Raw genomic sequence first — 19478 nt, forward strand, 5'->3', positions numbered from 1 at the left:
GCCTTGGTGCGCCGCGGGAGTCCATCCAGTGAAGGCACTGACCTACCACGGCCCCCACGACATCCGCTACGAAGATGTCCCCGACCCGGCCGTCACCAGCCCCACCGACGCACTCGTCCAGGTCACCACGGCCGGCATCTGCGGCAGCGACCTGCACATCTACGGCGGCAACGGGTTCAGCCCGCAGACCGGTTACACCCCCGGACACGAGTGCGTCGGTGTGGTCGTCGACACCGGCGACCGGGTCACCCGCTTCAAGCCCGGCGACCGGGTCCTGGTTCCCGCCTCGGTCGGCTGCACCTCGTGCGGAACCTGCGCGAAGGGCCTCACCGCCAGATGCGAGCGAGCCCATGCCCCGACGGACCTGTGCTACGGAGTGGGTCCGCACCTTCCGGGCAGTCAGGCCGAGGCCCTGGCCGTGCCCCATGCCGACATCAACCTGGTGCACCTGCCCGAAGGCATCTCCGACGAAGCCGCCATCGTCCTGACGGACAACGCGCCCACAGCCTGGTACGGCTGCCGCCGCGCCCGCATCCGGCCCGGCGAGACGGTTCTGGTCATCGGCCTGGGCCCGGTCGGCCTCATGGCCGCGCAATCCGCCTTCGCGATGGGTGCCGCCCGTGTGCTGGGCGTGGATCTGGTCGCGGAGCGCCGGGCCTTCGCCGCCACCCTGGGGGTGGAGCCGGTCGAGGGCGACGACGCGCGCACGGCCGTACGGGAGATGACCGCAGGGCGCGGACCGGACGCCGTGGTGGAGGCCGTCGGCTCGGACGCCACCATCGATCTGGCCCTCAAAGCCGTCCGGCAGGCAGGACGGGTCAGTGTCATCGGCGTCAGCCAGAGCAAGGCCTTCCCCTTCCACATGGGGCTGGCGCAGATCAAGGAGCTGGAGTTCGCCATCGGGCTGTGCTCGATCCAGTACGAACTCCCCGCCCTGATCCCCCTCGCCCAGGCCGGCCGGATCACCCCCGAGGCCGTGGTGTCCCACCACTTCGCGCTCTCCGAAGGCCCCGCGGCGTACGAACTGTTCAGCAGCCGCGCCTCCGGTGTCCGCAAAGTCGTCCTCGACCCCACCCGCTGACCGCCGCAGGCCGAGCTCCGCCGGGGCCGCGGCATCGACCTCGAAACGTGACCCCAGGACCCTTACCAGCATCCCAACCAGTCGGTACGGTACGCCGCTGAAGCATTCCCACCCGTTCAGCTCCAGGTTCGAGCCGTAGTGGAAGGCCAGGCGATGACATACGCCGACGAGAACCAGTACCCGCCACCAAGACCGACGGAATGGCCGCCGCCCCGCACCGCGCCCTGGCCGTACGGACACGAAGCCCATCGACCCGACGGGTACGCCCCAGGACCCTGGGACGAGCCGTATGCGCCCCAGGCTCCCCTGCACCACGCCGACCTCGCCGCACTCCGGTCGGCCTACCGTCTGCTCCGCCGGGTCTCCACGCTGGCCGCGCTCGGCTCCTTCGTGATGTACGTCGTGCTGTCCTGCGCCGCGCCGGGACTGATGGGATCCAAGATCGCCGGAGAGCTGAGCCTGGGCATGACTCTGGGGGTCCTCCAGCTCGTGGTCACCTTCGCGGCGGTCTTCTGGTACGGACGCAGCGCACAGCGGTCGGTGGATCCGCTGGCCCGTGCCGTCAGGGAGCGGGCGGTCCCCGCCGGCCGGGACGCGGGAGTGGTGAGATGACCGACTTCCACACCGGGACGCAGGCCACCGTCCTCGTACTGTTCACCGCCCTGGTCACCGTGACCCTGCTGATGTGCGTGATGGCGGGGCCGGACCGCGACGACCTGACGAACTTCTACACCGGCTACCTCTCGCTCACCCCGTTCAAGAACGGCCTCGCCATCGCGGGTGACTACATATCCGCGGCCACGGTGCTGAGCACCACCGGCATCGTCGCGCTCGCCGGATACGACGGCTATGTCCTCGCGGTCAGCACGGCCTTGTCCCTGGTGCTGCTGATGTTCCTGCTGGCCGAACCGCTGCGCAACGCCGGCAGGTTCACCATGGGCGACGTCCTGGCCCGCACCATGCCCGGGCGGGCCGTGCGGATCGCCGCCTGCCTGGTGACGCTTGCGGCGACCCTGCCCTTCCTCGTCGTCCAGCTCTCCGGGGCCGGGTCGCTGCTCACCTTCATCCTGAACCTGCCGCACGTGACGGGCGCCAGGACGGCGTGCATCGTCATCGTCGGCACCCTCATGATCATTTACGCGGCGCTCGGCGGTATGCGGGGCACCGCGCTCATTCAGATGATCAAGATCGTGATCCTGCTCGGGACCAGCGTCGTCGTCGCAGCGCTGGTACTGAACCGCTTCGACTGGAGCCCGGGCGAACTGCTCAGAGCCGCCCAGCACGGCAGCGGCGCCGGCCCCGCCTTCCTCCAGCAGGGTCTTCAGCTGGGCACCTCGGCCGGTGAGCGGCTGGACTTCATCGGTCTGCAGATCAGCGTGGTCCTCGGCGTGGCCTGCCTGCCCCACATCACGATGCGTCTGTACTCCGCACAGGACGTGCCGGCCGTGCGTCGCTCCATGTCATGGGCGGTCGGCACGGTCACCACCTTCTGCCTGCTCGTGATCACCATGGGTACGGGAGCGGCGGCGCTGGTCGGATCGCGGTACATCACCGCGGCCGACCCACAGGGCAGGACGTCGGTGCTCATGCTGTCGCAGGTGCTCGGCGGGGCACCCGGCTCCGTGGGCACGACGGTCCTCTACTCGGCCGTGGCGGGCACGGTCTTCATCACCTTGCTGTCGTCGGTCGCGGGGATGACCCTGGCCGCGGCCTCGTCGCTCGCGCACGACCTGTTCGCCCATGCGGTGCGGCGGGGACGGGCCGAACCGCGTACGGAGATGACGGTTGCGGTGTGGACGAGCGCGGCCGTGGGAAGCATCGCCATCGCACTCGCCATCCTGGTCCAGAACTGGAACGTCGGCGTGCTGACCACACTGGCCATCTGCATCGGAGCATCGGCGGTGGCACCCGCGCTCACCTACTCCCTGTTCTGGCGCGGATTCACACGCACCGGCCTGCTCGCCACCCTCTACGGCGGAGCGGCCTGCGCGCTGTTGCTGATGGTCTTCTCCAAGGCCGTTTCGGGCACGCCGTCCGCCCTCTTCCCGAACGCCGACTTCCACGTGTTCCCCATGCAGTCCACCGGACTGGTCTCCGTCCCGTTCGGCTATCTGGCGGGCTGGCTGGGCAGCCGTCTGGACCACCGGCGCCGCACCGCCGACAGCCGCGAGAGCCGTCGGCTGTACGAGGAGAGCGAGGCTCGGCTGCTCGCCGCAGCCGAATGACACGGCGGCGGGGCCGGCTGCGCAACGGTCTCGGAGACGGTCAGGCGAGCGTGCCGGCCAGTGGTTGTTCGGTCCATACGGTCTTTCCGTCGCGGGTGTAGCGGGTGCCCCAGCGTTCGGTCATCTGGGCCACCAGGAACAGACCGCGGCCGCCCTCGTCGGTGGTACGGGCACGGCGCAGGTGGGGTGCGGTGTGGCTGGTGTCGCTGACCTCGCACACCAGACACCGTTCACGGATCAGCCGCAGGGTCACAGGGCCACTGGCGTAGCGGTAGACGTTGGTGACCAGTTCACTGACGATCAACTCGGTGGTGAATGCCAAGTGCTCCAGGCCCCATTCGCTCAGCTTGGCCGAGGTCAGGGCACGGGCCCGGGCGGCGCTGGCAGGCTCCAGCGGCAGACGCCAGGAGGCGACGTCGTCGGGTGGCAGCCTGCGGGTGCGGGCGATCAGCAACGCGACGTCGTCGGTGGGCTGCGTCGGCACGAGTGAGTCGACCACCGCTTGGCAGGTCCGTTCCAGCGCCTCCGCCGGCCGGGTGAGCGCCGTGCACAGTTTGGTCAGGCCGAGGTCGGCATCGATGTGGCGTTCGCCGATGAGTCCGTTGGTGTACAGGCACAGCAGGCTTCCCTCGGCCAGTTCGACGTCCCGCGTCTCGAACGGCAGGCCGCCCAGGCCGAGTGGCGGGCCGGCGGGCAGGTCGAGCGGAGCCGCCTCTCCGTCCGGAGCGGTCACCACCGGCGGCGGGTGGCCGGCCCGGGCCACGGAGCACCGCCCGGCGACCGGGTCGTACACGGCGTAGAGGCAGGTGGCACCGACGACCTGCTCCCCCACGGGCCGTTCACCGGATGCTTCCTGTTCGGCCGCCAAGAGGTTGACCAGGTCGTCGAGGCGGGAGAGCACCTCGTCCGGTTCCAGGTCCAGGCTCGCGAGCGTGTGTACGGCGGTACGCAGCCGGCCCATGGTGGCGGCAGCGTGGATGCCGCGTCCCACCACGTCGCCGACGACGAGGGCAACCCGGGCCCCGGACAGGGGAATCACATCGAACCAGTCTCCGCCCAGGCCCGGGGCCGCGCTGGCCGGCAGGTACCGCAGGGCCACCTCGACTGCCGACTGGTCCGGTACCGCCCGCAGCAGAAGGCTGCTCTGCAAGGTGAACGCGGCCTGCTGATGCTGGGTGAAGCGCCGGGCGTTGTCGATCGCGACGGCCGCGCGCGAGGCGAGCTCCTGGGCGAGGGTGAGATCGTCGGCCTCGAAGGGATCGGGGCGGCGCGAACGCCACAGGGTCATCACTCCCAGCACCAGGCCACGTGCGGCAAGAGGTACCACGATCAGGGAGTGGACGCCCAGGTCGGGAGTGTGGGCCCCGTGGCGGCCTTCCGTCGAGAACCAGTCGGGCGGGAGAACCGGTTCCAGGGCGGGCCGCCCTTCGGCGAGGCATCTGGCCTGGGGTGTGTCAGGCGCGAACTCCACCCGCTCGCCCTGGGGGTGGGGCGGACCGGCTTGCTGGGCACCGACGCTGCAGGCCCCCACGCGTACCATCGGCCCTGCCAGGGCCCGCGTGACCTCCTCACCGCGCGTCACCGGCTGAAGCAGGTCAACCGACGCGTGGTCGGCGAGGTGAGGCACCATCACCTCGGCGAGTTCCCGGGCGGTCTCCGCCACGTCGAGGGTGGTTCCGATACGACTGCCGGCCTGGTCGAGGAGCGCGAGCCGACGCTGGGCCCGATGGCGTTCGGTGATGTCCTCGATCATCTCCGCCACACCCAGGATGCGGCCGGAGGCATCCTCCATCGGGAAGGAGGAGACCATCGCGACCCGCTCTCGTCCCGGATCCCACTCCAGGCGAACGAACTGCTCCGAGTAGACCATCGGCCTTCCGGTCTCCATCACCTGGCGCACCCGGTCCACGGCCGTGCGTGCGTCGTCGGGGACGAGGAAACAGCCGGTGGGCAGTCCCCGAAACCGAGCCGCCGGTACGCCGCTGAAGCGTTCGATGGCCCGGTTGACCCGCAGAAGCCTCAGGTCGGGGCCGTGGACGACCAGGCCGATCGGACACCGCCGGTACAACCCGTGGAGCACCGCGCGGTCCCGTTGCCACTCCAGGACGTCAGCGGCAAGTGCCCCGGCGAGAAACCACTCACGGATCCGGTCGCCGCGCGAGAGCGCGTGGGCCCTGAGCCCCATCTCCACGAGCCGCCCGTCCCGGTGCCGCACGTTGAGCATTCCCGACCAGCCGCCGGCTCTCCTGCAGCTCGCCGCGGCCTCCTTCGCAGCCGTCAGGTCGCCAGGGTCGACCAGGACCTCGAATGCCGGACGGCCCAGCACGGCTGTCTCCGGATGGCCGAGCAGTTCCTGGGCCCGCCGGTTCCATCCGACCACGACTCCCCGGTCGTCGACCACCGCCAAGGCGGCGAGGTGCGGGATGAACGGATCGTCCTGGCTTTCGCTGAGCTCCGTCATCCGCTTCTCCACTGCTGGACACCACCTTGTCGTCGGTCAGCGATGTTCCGCCGCGGCCGGTGACCGGCGTGACGGCGTCCCGCGCGGTGCGACTCGGCCTTCTCCCCTGCGCGCCGACTGCCGATGCGCTGCAAGCCATTGAACCCCGGTGCGGCCGTGGCAGCATCGCCTGCAGCGTGGCACGGCGTGGCGGGCACGAGGGGGTGCGGCAGACACGACGGTCCGCTCACCGGGCAGGTCCTTCCGAGCCTCGTGGACGTGTCCGCAGCTGACGCGCCGCCAGGGCCCAGCTGACCTCCACCACGGTGTCCGGAGCGTCCAGGCTGGTTCCGGTCAGCTCCTCGAAACGGCGCAGCCGGTAGCGGACGGTGTTGACATGGACGTGTGAGCTGCGGGCGACTTCGCGGATGTGCCGTCCCGTCTCCAGGTATTTCCGCACCGACTCCTCGATGAGCGCACCGAACTCCCCCTCCGCCTCCAGTGGGCGCAGATAGCGGTCGAGCAGCAGCGCGCAGAGTTCCGGTTCGGCGACGACGGCCACCCGCCAGGACAGGCCGCCCAGGTCGTACACGCCGCGCAGGCCGTACGCACGGGCGGCTTCCAGCAGTCTTCCGGCGGCACGGAAGGAGCGGTGCACCGCGGTCAGGTCCGTCGGCGGGCCGAGCCCCGCCGTCACCTCCAGGTCACCGGTCTGCGGCAGGTCCTCGACTACTCCGACGACAGCCTCGTCCAGCACGGTGAGCAGCGCGCCCCGGCCGTTCCTGCGGCCGGAGGACTCCAGGGAGCGTTCCAGCGATTCCGGGCCGACGTTGCCCGCCGGGACGGCTCTGACGGCCCGGTACGGACGCGCCGGGTCCAGTCCGTAGATCGCCGCACCGCTGTGGATCTCCGGCGCGCTCAGCGTCCCGTGCAGCAGTCCACGCAGGAAGTCGGCGCGGCGGCGGGCGTCGACCAGGGCGGAGGCGATCTCCGCCTGCCGGTGGACGGCGGCGATCTGCAGGCTCGCGACGTCCGTCAGCTCCCACAGGCACTTGGTGCGGTCGACGACGAGGCCGGGGTCGAGCCCGTGTTCGGCCGCCTCCGCGAGGAAAAGGTCCCGTATCGCGCTCAGCGCCCGGCGGAAGGCACGGAGCCCGTCGCCGAGCGGCACGCCCCGGGCGACCCGGTCCCGGGCCACCTCCGCTTCGTCGAAGTCCTCCGGCGCGGGCACGGTCCCCTCTCGCACCACCGCGAGAGCCCGTTGGAAGTGCCGGTGCCAGATCTGGTCCAGGAGTTCCCGCGGGACCGCGCGGTAGGACGGGACATGGACCGTCAGATCCGCGTGCAACCGCCCGCCGACCTGCCTCTGCTGTACGGCCATTGCAGCGACGACCCGTTCGAGGGGCACCGCCGCACCCGGCTGTCCGGGCATGGGCCTCACCTCCGCTCCGGCATCGGCCGTTGTGCAACGGAACAATATGCCGACCTCCGCCTTTGGCCGCAGAGCCGTCGACACCCGCCCGCTTGCGGAAGCACAGTGGCACAGCGGCGGAAGGAGCCCCGGCGCACCGGCAGCAAGGCGCCGAGACCGTGCTCAGACCGCCCTCTTCTCCCGCCCCACCTGACGAATCGTGCGGAGACCGCCATGACCGACGAGCACCATCACAGCTTCCACCGGACCGCCCCCGGCACCGGTCCGCGTCTCGGGCCCCTGCCGGAGGCCGACTGGGACCCTGCTACCCGGGAACTGCTCGCCCCGATCCCCCGGGACGCCGACGGCCACCTCCCCAACGCCTTCACCACCTTGGTGCGACACCCCGGCCTGTTCCGGCACTTCCTGCCGTTCGGCAGCCATCTGCTGCGCGACGGCCGTCTTCCGGACCGGACCCGGGAACTGCTGATCCTGCGCACCGCGTACCACACCGGGGCCGGTTACGAATGGGGCCGGCATGCACCGCTGGCCAGGGCCGCGGGGCTCACCGACGAGGAGATCAGGCGAGTCGGCGCGGGCCCGGACGCCCAGGGGTGGGCGCCGGCCGACGCCCTTCTGCTGCGTGCCGCCGACGAACTGCACCGGGACGCACGCCTGTCCGCGGCCACCTGGTCCGCACTCGCCGCCGACCACGACGAGGCACAGCTGATCGAAATCACCATCCTCGTCGGTCAGTACCACATGGTCGCGTTCTTCCTGAACTCCGCCGGTACCCGGCTCGAACCCGGCTATGCAACGGAAGCCCTGCCCACGTCCAGCGTGTCCGGCGGGGACGCGGCGGAAGGAGCACACGGCGATGCCTGAGCCCCGGAACCGCGCGACCCACCGGGCCGGCCTCCTGACCGGCCGCAATGTACTGGTCATCGGGGCGGGCACCCGCCCCAGCGACGATCCGAAGGCCCCGGTGGGCAACGGGCGGGCGGTGGCCGTGCTCGCCGCCCGCGAGGGAGCCTCCGTGGCCTGCGCCGACGTCTCCCCCTCCGCCGCAGCGGCCACGGCCTCCCTGGTCGGTGCGGAAGGCGCCCGTGGTGTCCCCGTGGTCGGTGACGCCACGGATCCCGGCCAGTCCTCGGCCATGGTCGCCGAGGCACTCCGCGAACTCGGCGCACTCGACGCGATCGTGGTCAATGTCGGCATCGGCCTCGGCGCGGGCCTGACGGGCACCTCACCCCAGCAGTGGGAACGCGTGCTCTCGCTGAACCTGAGCGCTCCCTTCCTCGCCGCCAAGTACGGACTGCCCGCGGTCGCCGACGGGGGATCGATCGTCTTCGTCGGTTCCGTGGCCGGGTTGCGCGCGGCCACCGACTCGCCCGCCTACGACAGTTCCAAGGCAGGCCTGTTCGGTCTCACCCGCCATGTCGCCAAGGAGGGCGGACCGCGCGGGATCCGCGCCAACCTGGTCGTCCCGGGTCTGATCGACACCCCGATGGGCCGCGAGGCCTCGTCCCGGCGGGCGTCGCGTACCGCCTCGTCCAGCCGGATGCCGCTCGGACGCCAGGGCACTGCCTGGGAGGTGGCCGAAGCCGTCGTCTTCCTGCTCTCCGACCGCGCCTCCTACATCACCGGACAGAGCCTGGTGGTGGACGGAGGGCTGAGCGCGGTGTGAACGCTCAGGGCTGGGGCGCGGGCGGCCGTGAGCCCGGCGCTCGGGCCCGAAGGAGCACTAGGACTGAGGGGCGGCCGTCATCAGTGTGTCGAGCACCGAGTCCAGATAGCGCCTGCCGTCCTCACCGGCGGGAAGCGTCTCCGGCACCGCGTGCGCCAGCTGGGTGTGCCCGAGGTAGCCGGTGTACGCCAGCAGTGCACGGCGGCGTGCTTCGTCCGGGGTGAAGCCCAGTTCGACGAAGAGCTGCGCCAGGTAGCCGACTCGACGCTCCGTCACCCGGTGCAGGACGGCGGCGACCCGCGGGTGACCGACCGAGGCCGGCAGGGAAACCTCCAGCGGGTCTTGGGCGGCGCGTTCGGACGCCTCGGAGAAAAGCCTGCGCAGCCGCGTCGCCGGATCCGGCTCGGACGCCAGTCCGGCGATGATCGACTCGGTGGACTTCTCTTCCCAGCGGTCGAGCGCGGCCTCGATCAGCGACTCACGGTTGGCGAAGTGCCAGTAGAAGCTGCCTTTGGTGGTGCCCAGACGAGCGGCGAGCGGCTCGATGGCGACCGCCGCGAGACCGCCTTGACCCATGGCTGACAGGGCCGCGTCCGCCCAGTCCTGCGCCGTCAGCCGCTTCCGGCCGCTCTCGCGAGCGACCTCTTCACGCCGTTGCACCATGCCCATACGCTACCGTATGGTCAACAACATACGGCAGCGTATGGAGGAGCGCTATGCGCAGGTTCCGCAGGTTCGGCACGATCAGCAATGTCCACCAGCGCACCATCGAGGCACCCGCCCAGGACGTCGGGGCGTTGCTCGACCGCCTGGCCTCGCCCGACGACCCGCTCTGGCCCGCGCCGGCCTGGCCCCCGATGCGCTTCGACCGGCCCTTGGGCGTCGGCGCGGACGGCGGCCACGGCTTCGTCCGCTACCGCGTCACCTCGTACGAGCCCGGCCGCCGCGCCCGCTTCGACTTCCACCCGCCCATGAGCGGCCACCATGAGTTCGTCGTCGAACCGCTGGGACCAGAGCGCTGCCGTCTGCGGCACACCCTGGAGCTGAAACGCCGCGGCCCGATGGCACTGGGCTGGGCTCTGGCGGTGCGCTGGATGCACGACACAGTCGTCGAAGAGATCTTGGACAACGCCGAACGGGCCGCCACCGGGACGGCAACGCCCCCCGTTCGCTGGTCGCCCTGGGTCCGGCTGCTCCACCGGCTCATGTGGGAGAGGGCCGCCGCCGGCGACCTTCCGACGGGCGCGCGCCTGGCCCGTGCCTCCTTCGAGCGGACCGACTACAGCGACGCATGGCGGATGACGGTACATCCCGGGATGCCCCGGGACCCCGAGTCCTGGCGTGGTGTCCTGCGTGGAGCTTCCTTCCCGGTCGTGGGCCGCGAGGGCGGCGAGGTACTGCTCGGCGAGGACGCCGGCCACCTCGACTTCCGCGCCTCGATCCTCGTCGACGACTGTCACGTCACGCTCAGCACGGTCGTGCGCATCCACAACTGGCGCGGCCGGTTGTACTGGGCCGTGGTCCAGCGCGTCCACCCCTTCATGGCCCGCTCCATGCTCCGCCGCATCCACCGGCGACTCGCCCTGACGGCTCCGAGCGCCGCCGAGCGCGCACAGCCGGCACTGGTTCCTGCCGCTGTGGAAGGAAGTTGAGCGGGGACCGACACAGAACCGCCAGGGGCCCGATGGGTGGCGAAGCATCACGGGGCGGCGGGACCCCCGTCGGCAGGGCCGCTCACCGCTGCGGTCGAGACGGTGCGACGGCCGGGACGTCTCCTGTCCCGCCCCGCGGCCCTGACGACCCGGCGACGGCCTTCGCCCAGCCCCGGGTGACTGTCTCCCTCGCCTTCTCCAGTTGTGCGTCCGTCGGGAACTGCGGCGTTCCCTCAACCGTCGGCAGCCGTGCGGCGGCTGCCTCGTCGAGGGTGCCGTCCTGCTTCATGACATCCATGAGCACCGGGCGGGCGTAGCCGCGCAGCCGCAGGTTCTGGCCCTGTGGGCTGAAGAGGTACTCCTGCCACAGTCGGGCAGCCGCCGGGTGCGGAGCGCTCTTGTTGATCGCCAGCGCGAAGTACTGGGCGAAGCTGCCGTCGAAGGGGATCGCGACCTGCCAGTTCACGCCGTGGCCGCGGAGCTGGTCGGCGTAGTGCAGGTTGATGTAGTCCCAGTTGATGCTGATGGGTGTCCGGCCGTCCTCGACCGTCGCCAGGTTGGACCTGAGCGGGTTGAGGTTGCCGTTCTCGTTGAGCTTGGCGAAGAAGTCCAGACCGGGCCGGACGTCGGCGAACGACCCGTTGTTGGCCAGCGCGGCCGCATAGACGCTGGCAAATGCGGTGGCAGACCGCGGCGGGTCGCCTTCGAGTGCGACCTTGCCTCTGTAGACGGGCTTCAGCAGGTCGGCGAAGGTCTGCGGGCAGGGCTTGACCCGGTTGGCATCGCAGCCGATGGACATGTAGCCCCCGTAGTTGTTGGACCAGCGGGCCTCGGAGTCCTTCTGATTGCCGGGAATCGAGTCGTAAGCGGCGACCTTGTACGGCGCGAGCAGATTCTGCGCCGCCGCTTTCCGCGCGAACGTGTCGCCCACGTCGATCACGTCGGGGGCTGTCGGCCGGTTCCCCCTCCTGCGAAGGGTGTCGATCTCGTCCTCGCTGTGGCCCAGCGGATTCTCGACCGTGACCTTGATGCCGTACTTCTTCTCGAAGCCGTCGATCAGGCCGCCGTAGTTGGCCCAGTCACGCGGCAGTGCGATCGCTCTGAGCGTGCCCTCCTGTCTCGCCGCGGCGATCAGGGCGCGCATGCCGCCCACATTCTCGGCGGACGTGGCCACCGGCGGCTTCGCAAGCCTGGTGGCGGGTGTGTTCGCGCAAGCCGTCACTCCCAGTGCCATGAGAGCGAAGCAGCCGAGGACGGCCGCTGCTCGGGACCGGGATGTGGTCACGACTGCTCCAGCGAGGGGATGAGGTTGTCACCCGGGGACGGGTGCTGGTTACAGGGCTCGTAGGGCCACCGGAGGGGTGCCCGCGGCTGCCGTGGCCGGTCTGGAGTTCCGGTCGCCGTCTCGCAGGCCGGGGGTCCGCGCGCCGGTGAAATGGTCGTCGACGCCAGGGTACCCGGCCGCCTCGACGGCGGAATCCCGCCCGTGCAGCACGTAAGCACGTAGGCGAAGCCCGCGACCACCGCCTTTCCCCGCGGAATTCGACCTCGCTGGGCCCTGGTCACCGGTCGCGCGACGCCGGCACGCGGCGTGCACGGCCATGGCGGAAGGGGACGGACAGGCGCCCGTCACAGTGCTGTGTCGTCCCATTGGCCGAGCAGGATCTCGCCGAGTCCCTCCGTCTCCGGCGGGGCGCCGTGGCGGAGGGACTGTTCCGCCCAGATGACCTTGCCGGTGGGGGTGTAGCGGGTCCCCCAGCGTTCAGCCAACTGAGCGACCAGGAAGAGTCCGCGGCCACCCTCGTCGGTGACCTTCGCGCGGCGCAGGCGGGGCGAGGTGCTGCTGCCGTCGGAGACCTCGAAGATCAGGGTGCCTGCGGCGGGGCCGCTGATCGGCACCGTGCGGAGCAGCCGGACGGCGATGGGTTCGGTGCCGTAGCGGATGGCGTTGGTGATCAGCTCGCTGAGGATGAGTTCGGCGGTGAAGGACACCTGCTCCAGGCCCCACTCCGTCAGCCGGCGGGCGCAGGCGGTGCGCACCGGGGCCACCGCCGCCGGGTCACGGGGCACGTCCCACTCGGCCATCTGCGCCGGCCCGAGTCGGCATGTGCGGGCCACCAGCAGCGCGATGTCGTCCCTGGGCCGGTCGGACAGCATGGCCTGCATCACCGCCGTGCAGGTGTCCTCCGGCGTGCGATCGGCCCCTGTCAGGGCGTCGCGCAGGGCCTGCAGACCGGCATCCAGGTCTCGGGTACGGTCCTCGATCAGTCCGTCGGTGTAGAGCACCAGCCGGGACCCCGCGGGCACGGTGAGCTCGACGGTCTCGACAGGCAGGCCTGCGCCGAGCCCCAGTGGCGGGGAGACCGGCAGCTGGGGGAAGTCGACGGTTCCGTCGGGCCGGACCACCGCCGGTCCCGGATGACCGGCGGTGGCGAGGACCAGCTGCCCGGAGGTGGGGTCGTAGACGGCGTACTGGCAGGTCGCGCCGGTGATCATCCCCTGCCCGTGCTCCGCGGTGGCGGCCTCCTCGGCGTCGATCTGGGCCACCAGTTCGTCCAGCCGGCCCAGCAGCTCCTCCACCGGCATGTCCAGGACGGCGAAGTTGTGCACGGCGGTGCGCAGCCGGCCCATGGTCGCCGCGGCGTGCAGACCGTGACCGACGACATCACCCACGACCAGCGCCACCCGGGTGCCGGACAGCGGGATCACGTCGAACCAGTCCCCGCCCACCCCGGCCTGGGCCGGCAGGTAGCGGTAGGCCACATCGAGGGCGGACTGCTCGGGCAGCCCGCGTGGCAGCAGGCTGTGCTGCAGGGTGACGGCCATGGCGTGTTCGCGGGTGTAGCGGCGGGCGTTGTCGATGCACACCGCTGCCCGGGCGGCCAGCTCCTCGGCGAGGGACGCGTCCTCTTCCTCGAACGGCGGTGAGCCCCTTGCCCGCCGGAAGTCCACCACTCCCAGCACCACGCCGCGGGCCCGCAACGGAACCACGAGCAGGGAGTGGACACCGTGGTCGAGGATGCGTCCGGCGTGTTCGGGGTGCTGGGCCCGCCAGCCGTCGGAGCCGCTCAGGTCCTCGATCAGGACCGGGCGGCCCTCGGTCATCGCCACGGCGACGGGGTGGGCCGGGACGAACCGGATCAGCTCGCCGACGTGCGGGAGAGGATCGTCCGCGTCCAGCCCTGCGACGGCGCTGCGGCGCAACTCGGTCACGGCGGTCGCGCCGGGGGTCTCCTCGCCGCGCAGGACCGGCTCCAGCAGTTCGACGGTGACGATGTCGGCGAACCGGGGCACCGCCACCTCGGCCAGTTCCTCGGCCGTGCGCTTCACGTCCAGCGTGGTGCCGATCCGCAGTCCGGCGTCGTAGAGCAGCGTCAACCGCTCACGCGCCACCTCGGCCCGGCCGGAGAGTGCCCGGAGCTCTGTGGTGTCTCGGAGCGTCACCACGCTGCCGACCGGCCCGTGAGGTGCGGTGAGCCGCTTGTTGACCGCGAGCAGCCGGTCGCCCGCCAGGTGCACCTCGTCGGTGGCAGGGAGGTCGGAGGCCAGCAGCCGGGCGAGGTCGTCTTCCAGCCGCAGCTCGGTGATGTGCCGCCCGTCGGCGTCCGCCGGCAGGTCCAGCAGCCGCCGTGCCTCGTCGTTGGCCAGCAGCAGCCGGCCGTCGCCGCCGACGATCAGCACTCCTTCCCGCACCGCGTGCAGCACCGCGTCGTGGTGTTCGTACATACGGGTCATCTCGATGGCCCCCAGGCCATGGGTCTGGCGCCGCAACCGCCGGCTGACCAGGCCCGACCCGCCTGCCGCGACGACCAGGGCTGCGGCGGCGCCGCCGAAGAGGACCGGCAGCTGCCGGTTCACCCTGTGCTGCACCGTCTCGACCGTGACGGGGACGGAGACAATGGCGACGACCGAGCCGTCCGGACCTCTGACGGGAACCGCCGAGATCACGGAGAGCCCCAGGGACCCCTTGAAGGTGCTCGTGAACGGCTTGCCGGTCGCCGCCTTCGCATAGGGCCCGATGACGTGTTTGCCGATCTGGTGCGGGTCGCTGTGGGTGAGGGTGAGCCCGTTCAGCCCGTACACGATGATGGCGTCGACGCCTGCGGCCTTCCGGGCCGCCTCGGCGTACGGCTGCAGCACCGCGCTCGGGTTCGCGCTGTTCAGCGCCGCCACGGTCCCCGGGGAGTTCGCGAAGGTCTGCGCCGTGGTGAGGGTCCGCTGCCGGGCGTCCGCCATGACATCGCTTCGAGCCTGTACCACGAGCGCCACCAGGGTGGCCGCCACGAGCAGCATCACGACCGCCAGCTGCAGCAGGAAGACCTGGCCGGCGAGGCTGTGCACGCTCAGCAGCGAGCCCGACCGCCGCTCCTCTCCTCCCTGACGGAGCCGCTCGGGCCGATGAGTCCTCCTTGACGCATGAGGAGCATCACGCCCAGGTTGACCCGAAACACCACACATACCCCCTTTCTATCGTTTCCGAGCGGCCGACCACTATCCGACCGGACCGGCCGGTCCCCACAGGGACGGCGACGCGCGCCCCGCTGAACGGACGAGGACGACGATGACCGAGCCGCCCGAACGACGACTGTCCGCGCCGACGCCGATCCCACCGACCTGTACGTCCGAGCGCAGCGTCAGGGGTGGCCGCGGCCGCCCTTCCCTGCCGCCTAAACTCGGCAGCTGCGATGTCGATTGGCATCACCGACGGAAAGGTCTCGTGCCACGTGTTCCAAGACGCCCCGATCTACCACAAGCTCGTCGCCGAGCGTGGTGACGTGCCCGCGCGAGTTCGTGACGCTGCTGAGGGCATACGCCGCCAACTCGAAGGGGTGATGCGGACCGGGCAGCCCCTCGGCGGCTACGGGCCCGACCCGTCCCATGCCGGCACACCGACGTGGCACTCCACGCCTCCCCCCGACTCGCAAACGCCATGACACCGCGCCGCACCGGCATCGGGACAGGACCGGCCGGGCGGCCTGACGACCGACACGCAGGACGGTGACGGTCACTCACCGTCGTGCGAGGTGTCAGTCCGTTGCCCGACGCCCCACAAGGGCGTCGGGCAATGCGCGATCAGGTCAGGACGAGCTCCAGTACGGTGACCGAGAGCGGTGGCACGATGCTGGTGAAGGACGCTGACGCGCCGGTGACGATGCTCGTCCTCGGCACCAACGTGTCCGGTTCCGCCAGCGTGTTGGTGGTGGCACGCGAGGGGCCGGTCAGGACGGTCGCGGTGGCCTGCCTCCTCACCCCCTTGGCCAGGCCCTTCAGTTCGACCGGCACGTTCACCTTCTCCGTCCCGCAGTTGACGACCGCGAGGTAGAGGCGGTTCCCGGAGCGGGTGGCCACGGTGGCGAGGCCGGGCAGCGCACGTGCGGTGGCCGGGAGCACCGTGGTGCCGAGCCTGCTCGTCAGCATGTGCTGCGCCCAGTAGCTGGGTGACACATAGCTGGTGAGATTGTCGTAGGCGATCAGGTTGGTCGCCCAGACGTTGTCCTTGACGTGCGAGAAGAGCGGCGCGTAGCACTGCATGAGGACCTGATCGGAGTTGCGGATCAGCCCGGCCAGCCAAGCGGCGTCGCCGAGCGCCGCGTTGAGGTCGGGTGTGGGGCGGCCCTCCTGCGCGGCCCACTCCCCGACGAACACCTTCGTCGAATTGCGGTCCCGGTTGTCGTACTTGTGGGTGGAGGCCTGGGCGGCGGACGGCGCGAGGTAGTAGTGCTCGTCGATCAGGTCCGGGGTGCGGCTCGTCACGGACGTGGTGGCGATCAGCTTCAGATGCGGGTACTTCGCCTTGATCGCGTCGTAGAAGGCCGCGAACCGCTGGTCGTACGATCCCGAGGAGTCGAACCAGTCCTCGTTGCCGATCTCCACGTACTCCAGCGGGAACGGCTCCGGATGTCCGTCGGCGGCACGTCGTGCGCCCCAGGTGCTGGTGACCGGGCCGGTGATGTACTCGATCTCGTCGAGTGCGTCCTGGACGAACGGCTTCAGCGCGTCGCCGGTGACGTGTTCCCCCTTGAGCGAGTAGCCGGCGTAGACGGCGAGGACCGGCTGGGCGTGCATGTCCTCGACCCATTCCAGGTATTCGAGGAGCCCGAGGCCGTCCGTGGACCAGTAGCCCCAGGCGTCGTCCATGTGGCCGGGGCGCTCCCAGACCGGGCCGATGGTGTTCTTCCAGTCGTACCGTGTCGCAATGGTGTTGCCCTCCAGGAAGTTTCCGCCGGGGAAACGCAGGAACTTCGGCTTCAGAGCGACCAGTTTGTCCATCAGGTCGATGCGCAGACCGTTGGGCCGGTTGTTGTAGGTCGGCGGGAAGAGGGATACGTGCTGGAGCCAGAGGGTCTCGCCCGCGGCGGCGGGGTCGGCCGTGGTGACGGTCAGCCGCGCGTCCCCGACCACGGGGGTGCGTGAACCGGTGCGCAGCGTCAGCTCGAAGGGGCGGTCGGGGAAGTCGGTGCCGATGTGGGGCAGGCGGGCGGACGCGTACACCGTCGCACCGTCCGCCGACTCGATGGCCACCGTGAGCGGGCCGATGCGTCGCGAGGCCTTGGCGAACAGCCGGGCGCTGTAAGTGGTTCTGGGCCGCACTGGTATGCCCCAGAAGCCGTCGTTGGCGACTCCGGCCCGGTTGCCGACCTCCGTGCGGCCCGGCAGCACGACCTTGAGGGAACGGTTGAGTGCGGCGTTGAGCGGGGTGGCCGTGTCGAGTGCGAGGGTCGTTCCGCCGACGGCGGACCAGTGGACGGGCGTGGTGTCGCTGGCCATCATCGAGCGGTTCTGCACCAGCTCGGCGTAGATGCCGCCCTCGCCGGAGTGGTTGATGTCCTCGAACATCAGACCGGGAAGGATGGGGGACACGGCGTGCGCGGGGCTGCCGACGTCCACGCTCAGCAGGGGCGTCGTGGTCTCCAAAGGAACCCCGGCCAGTGCCGCGACCTGAGCGGGGGTGAGGACGGACGGGAACATCCATACGTCGTCGATCAGGCCGTGCCACTGGTCGACGTGCCCGCCGCCGTAGAGCGCACGGCCGATGGCGGTCTCACCGCTGCCGGCCCAGCCTGCGGTGCAGGCGGTCTCCCCCTCCAGCACGCCGTTGACGTAGAGGCGGAGGACGCCGGCGGTCGGGTCGCTGACGCCGACCAGGTGGGTCCAGGTGTTGGTGATGGGCGCCGAGGCGGCGGCTGCCACTGCGGCACTCTGGGTGGCGTCCGAGCCCAGCCGGGCGAAGGCGAAGGTGCCGGTGTCGTCGCGCAGCCCCAGATAGAAGGAGCTGACGACCTTGCCGTCGATGCTGACGGCGGTCTGGTAGCCGCCGAGTTGGGCGAGGTTGACCCAGGCGCCCACCGAGAACGCCTTGGAGGTGTCGAGGGCCGGCCCGGACGCCGTGGCGTTGCCGCCCGCCTTGAGACTCAGGCTGTGGGTGCCGGCCTTGCCCGCATCCCAGCCGGCCGCGCCCTGGAGCGTCGCGGTACGACCGTTGCCGGAGGCGTCGGCGGCGGAGGTGCCGGAGCCTTCGTCGAAGGTCCAGTGGGCGGCTGCTGCGGGGAGGTCCACGCCAGTGGCGCTTGCCGTTGTCCCGGTGAGTTCGGCGGCCACGGCGGGAGCGGCGGCGAAGGTGCCCGCGAGGGAGGCGGCACCCAGGACGGTGAGGACGGTTCTGCGGGGCACTCCGGCTTCTGAAAGCATGCGGCTCATTCCTTTGTGACGGACCGTTGCGGTGCGTACCGGCCGGAGCAGGGCAGCCTGCCGAAGCTGTCAGCTGACCTCGCTCGATATATCGAACGGCGATCGGTACTTCGAGCAGCACGGATCTTAAGGTGTCGGCCAGGCCCGTCAACACCCCTTGAACTTCGAAACGCCCCCGCGGCGGAGTTCTCCGCCTCGTCGGCGCCGTCGCCATCGCCGGCCTCCGCGGCGAACGCGGCCACACCGTGGCTCGCGTGTTTCCGCCCGGTTCCCCGAAGGCACCAAGGTCAGTCGCCGTACCGGTAGTTCATGAACCAGTGGGTGTCGAAATAGCGGGCCAGCGTGTACGGGTGCTGCGGGTCGACGAGGATGCGGCAGACGAACTCCGCGGCCTGGCAGTCGAAGGGGACGTCCTTGCTGTCGAAGGACCGGACCACGACGGGCCAACGGTCGGGGTCGTCGCCCTCGGTCCTCCAGCAGTACAGGTCCTCGTTCTCCGTGCCCGCCCAGACGAGCAGCCCGTCCTCCCTGAGATCCGTCCACGGCTCCTGGTTCAGGTCCAGGTATCCGTCGAAGGCGCCCTTGCCGAACGTCTCGACCATGCGCTTGTAGTCGCTCGGCAGCGCGGTGCCCAGACGCAACTCCACCTCCGCCCAGTCCACGTCCGGCCGCTGGGAGGGCTGTGTCCAGCCGGTGAGCCGTATGAGCCGCTCCATCCAGTCGACGTCCTCGTCCTCGCCCTCGTCCGAAGCGACTGCCACAGGTTCTGGCACCTCCCTTTGAGCGACCACCAGAACCGGCCGCTCGACCCCTTCGGCGTCCCGCGCCGTACCCGCGCCGACCCACTGATCCCCGTACGCCCACGCCCGTATCTTCACGGCCCGGTCCTCGAAGGGAACGAGGAGAGCCGCGCCCCTGGAATCATCGACGGTCGGATCGGTGAAACCGTCGAGGACGAGGGTGCGCGGAACGCCGTACCTGTCGGCGAGCAGGTCGGTCAGAGCCTGCGGGTCCAGGCCGGTGGGCAGGTACACGTAGCCGTTCCCCGGGCCGAGCCGGTCCAGCAGGTCGTTGACGGTCGCTTGCGTGAGCTCCATGGCGGACAGTGAAGCGCACCGCACTGACAACGGATGTGTTCGGAGGCGGCTGACGTCAAGGCCGAGCGCCTGGTCACGGCGATGTCCCCGTAGTCCCCGTACCCCGACGGCTGCGGCGCGGAAAATGCCACCGCCTCCCGAGGCACCGGCACCGGTGGGCGTGGCGCCGACCGTGCCGATCGTCTGGGAGTGGCCG

General features: G+C 70.6%; 13 protein-coding genes. 6 read left to right on the forward strand and 7 right to left on the reverse strand.

Features of this window, described 5'->3' with window-relative positions; all coding sequences use genetic code 11:
• The first annotated feature begins 28 nt into the window (after positions 1-28).
• The 3 genes from ACZ41I_RS08800 (at position 29) to ACZ41I_RS08810 (ending at position 3306) form a co-directional block, all read left to right on the forward strand.
• Positions 29-1081: an alcohol dehydrogenase catalytic domain-containing protein gene (locus ACZ41I_RS08800; RefSeq protein ID WP_363217743.1), complete on the forward strand. Its 1053-nt coding sequence runs from the start codon at positions 29-31 to the stop codon at positions 1079-1081.
• 153 nt (positions 1082-1234) lie between these two features.
• Complete coding sequence (locus ACZ41I_RS08805; RefSeq protein WP_399769134.1) at positions 1235-1693, forward strand: DUF485 domain-containing protein; 459 nt, start codon at positions 1235-1237, stop codon at positions 1691-1693.
• Positions 1690-3306 carry a sodium/solute symporter gene (locus ACZ41I_RS08810; protein ID WP_363217741.1) on the forward strand — a complete coding sequence of 539 codons (1617 nt, stop codon included), beginning with the start codon at positions 1690-1692 and terminating at the stop codon, positions 3304-3306. Before ACZ41I_RS08805 ends, ACZ41I_RS08810 begins: the two co-directional genes overlap by 4 nt.
• Before the next feature lie 40 nt (positions 3307-3346).
• Here the strand turns inward: ACZ41I_RS08810 and ACZ41I_RS08815 are convergent, their stop codons facing one another.
• Positions 3347-5767: a SpoIIE family protein phosphatase gene (locus ACZ41I_RS08815; protein ID WP_468513614.1), complete on the reverse strand. Its 2421-nt coding sequence runs from the start codon at positions 5765-5767 to the stop codon at positions 3347-3349.
• Between the two features lie 226 nt (positions 5768-5993).
• Complete coding sequence (locus ACZ41I_RS08820) at positions 5994-7178, reverse strand: PucR family transcriptional regulator (protein ID WP_468513615.1); 1185 nt, start codon at positions 7176-7178, stop codon at positions 5994-5996.
• Between the two features lie 213 nt (positions 7179-7391).
• Between ACZ41I_RS08820 and ACZ41I_RS08825 the strand changes: the two genes are divergently transcribed.
• On the forward strand, positions 7392-8042 hold the full coding sequence (locus tag ACZ41I_RS08825) for a carboxymuconolactone decarboxylase family protein (RefSeq protein ID WP_468513616.1): 651 nt from the start codon (positions 7392-7394) through the stop codon (positions 8040-8042).
• Positions 8035-8844 carry an SDR family NAD(P)-dependent oxidoreductase gene (locus ACZ41I_RS08830; protein WP_468513617.1) on the forward strand — a complete coding sequence of 270 codons (810 nt, stop codon included), beginning with the start codon at positions 8035-8037 and terminating at the stop codon, positions 8842-8844. The genes ACZ41I_RS08825 and ACZ41I_RS08830 overlap by 8 nt, the downstream gene beginning before the upstream one ends.
• A gap of 57 nt (positions 8845-8901) precedes the next feature.
• Here ACZ41I_RS08830 and ACZ41I_RS08835 read toward each other — a convergent pair whose 3' ends face one another.
• A complete protein-coding gene (locus ACZ41I_RS08835) occupies positions 8902-9513 on the reverse strand; it encodes a TetR/AcrR family transcriptional regulator (RefSeq protein ID WP_468513618.1) in 612 nt (203 codons plus the stop codon).
• Between the two features lie 47 nt (positions 9514-9560).
• Here ACZ41I_RS08835 and ACZ41I_RS08840 point away from each other — a divergent pair, with 47 nt between their 5' ends.
• Positions 9561-10496, forward strand: a complete 936-nt coding sequence (locus ACZ41I_RS08840) for a DUF2867 domain-containing protein (RefSeq protein ID WP_468513619.1) — start codon at positions 9561-9563, stop codon at positions 10494-10496.
• 82 nt (positions 10497-10578) lie between these two features.
• On the opposite strand, the gene ACZ41I_RS08845 is transcribed toward ACZ41I_RS08840, so the two are convergent.
• From ACZ41I_RS08845 to ACZ41I_RS08860, 4 genes are all read right to left on the reverse strand, one after another.
• Entirely contained in the window at positions 10579-11781 is a 1203-nt protein-coding gene (locus tag ACZ41I_RS08845) for an ABC transporter substrate-binding protein (protein WP_399769150.1), read from the reverse strand.
• 344 nt (positions 11782-12125) lie between these two features.
• Positions 12126-14954 (reverse strand): SpoIIE family protein phosphatase, encoded by a 2829-nt coding sequence (locus ACZ41I_RS08850; protein WP_468513620.1) that lies wholly within the window; start codon positions 14952-14954, stop codon positions 12126-12128.
• Positions 14955-15569: 615 nt separating this feature from the next.
• The gene (locus tag ACZ41I_RS08855; protein ID WP_468513621.1) at positions 15570-18185 is read right to left on the reverse strand and encodes a LamG-like jellyroll fold domain-containing protein; all 2616 of its coding nucleotides are present in this window, start codon (positions 18183-18185) and stop codon (positions 15570-15572) included.
• A 287-nt stretch (positions 18186-18472) separates the two neighbouring features.
• Positions 18473-19282, reverse strand: coding sequence for an SMI1/KNR4 family protein (locus tag ACZ41I_RS08860; RefSeq protein WP_468513622.1), 810 nt, complete (start codon positions 19280-19282; stop codon positions 18473-18475).
• Between the last annotated feature and the right edge of the window lie 196 nt (positions 19283-19478).

It is taken from the genome of Streptomyces sp. NPDC030799 (assembly GCF_055572255.1).

Bases quoted from the DNA above. Each gene is read 5' to 3' on its own strand.
- ACZ41I_RS08815 (WP_468513614.1), bottom strand. From the start codon at position 5,767: ATGACGGAGCTCAGCGAAAGCCAGGACGATCCGTTCATCCCGCACCTC.
- ACZ41I_RS08810 (WP_363217741.1), top strand. From the start codon at position 1,690: ATGACCGACTTCCACACCGGGACGCAGGCCACCGTCCTCGTACTGTTC.
- ACZ41I_RS08805 (WP_399769134.1), top strand. From the start codon at position 1,235: ATGACATACGCCGACGAGAACCAGTACCCGCCACCAAGACCGACGGAA.
- ACZ41I_RS08835 (WP_468513618.1), bottom strand. From the start codon at position 9,513: ATGGGCATGGTGCAACGGCGTGAAGAGGTCGCTCGCGAGAGCGGCCGG.
- ACZ41I_RS08830 (WP_468513617.1), top strand. From the start codon at position 8,035: ATGCCTGAGCCCCGGAACCGCGCGACCCACCGGGCCGGCCTCCTGACC.
- ACZ41I_RS08840 (WP_468513619.1), top strand. From the start codon at position 9,561: ATGCGCAGGTTCCGCAGGTTCGGCACGATCAGCAATGTCCACCAGCGC.
- ACZ41I_RS08825 (WP_468513616.1), top strand. From the start codon at position 7,392: ATGACCGACGAGCACCATCACAGCTTCCACCGGACCGCCCCCGGCACC.
- ACZ41I_RS08860 (WP_468513622.1), bottom strand. From the start codon at position 19,282: ATGGAGCTCACGCAAGCGACCGTCAACGACCTGCTGGACCGGCTCGGC.
- ACZ41I_RS08855 (WP_468513621.1), bottom strand. From the start codon at position 18,185: ATGCTTTCAGAAGCCGGAGTGCCCCGCAGAACCGTCCTCACCGTCCTG.
- ACZ41I_RS08820 (WP_468513615.1), bottom strand. From the start codon at position 7,178: ATGCCCGGACAGCCGGGTGCGGCGGTGCCCCTCGAACGGGTCGTCGCT.
- ACZ41I_RS08850 (WP_468513620.1), bottom strand. From the start codon at position 14,954: ATGTGTGGTGTTTCGGGTCAACCTGGGCGTGATGCTCCTCATGCGTCA.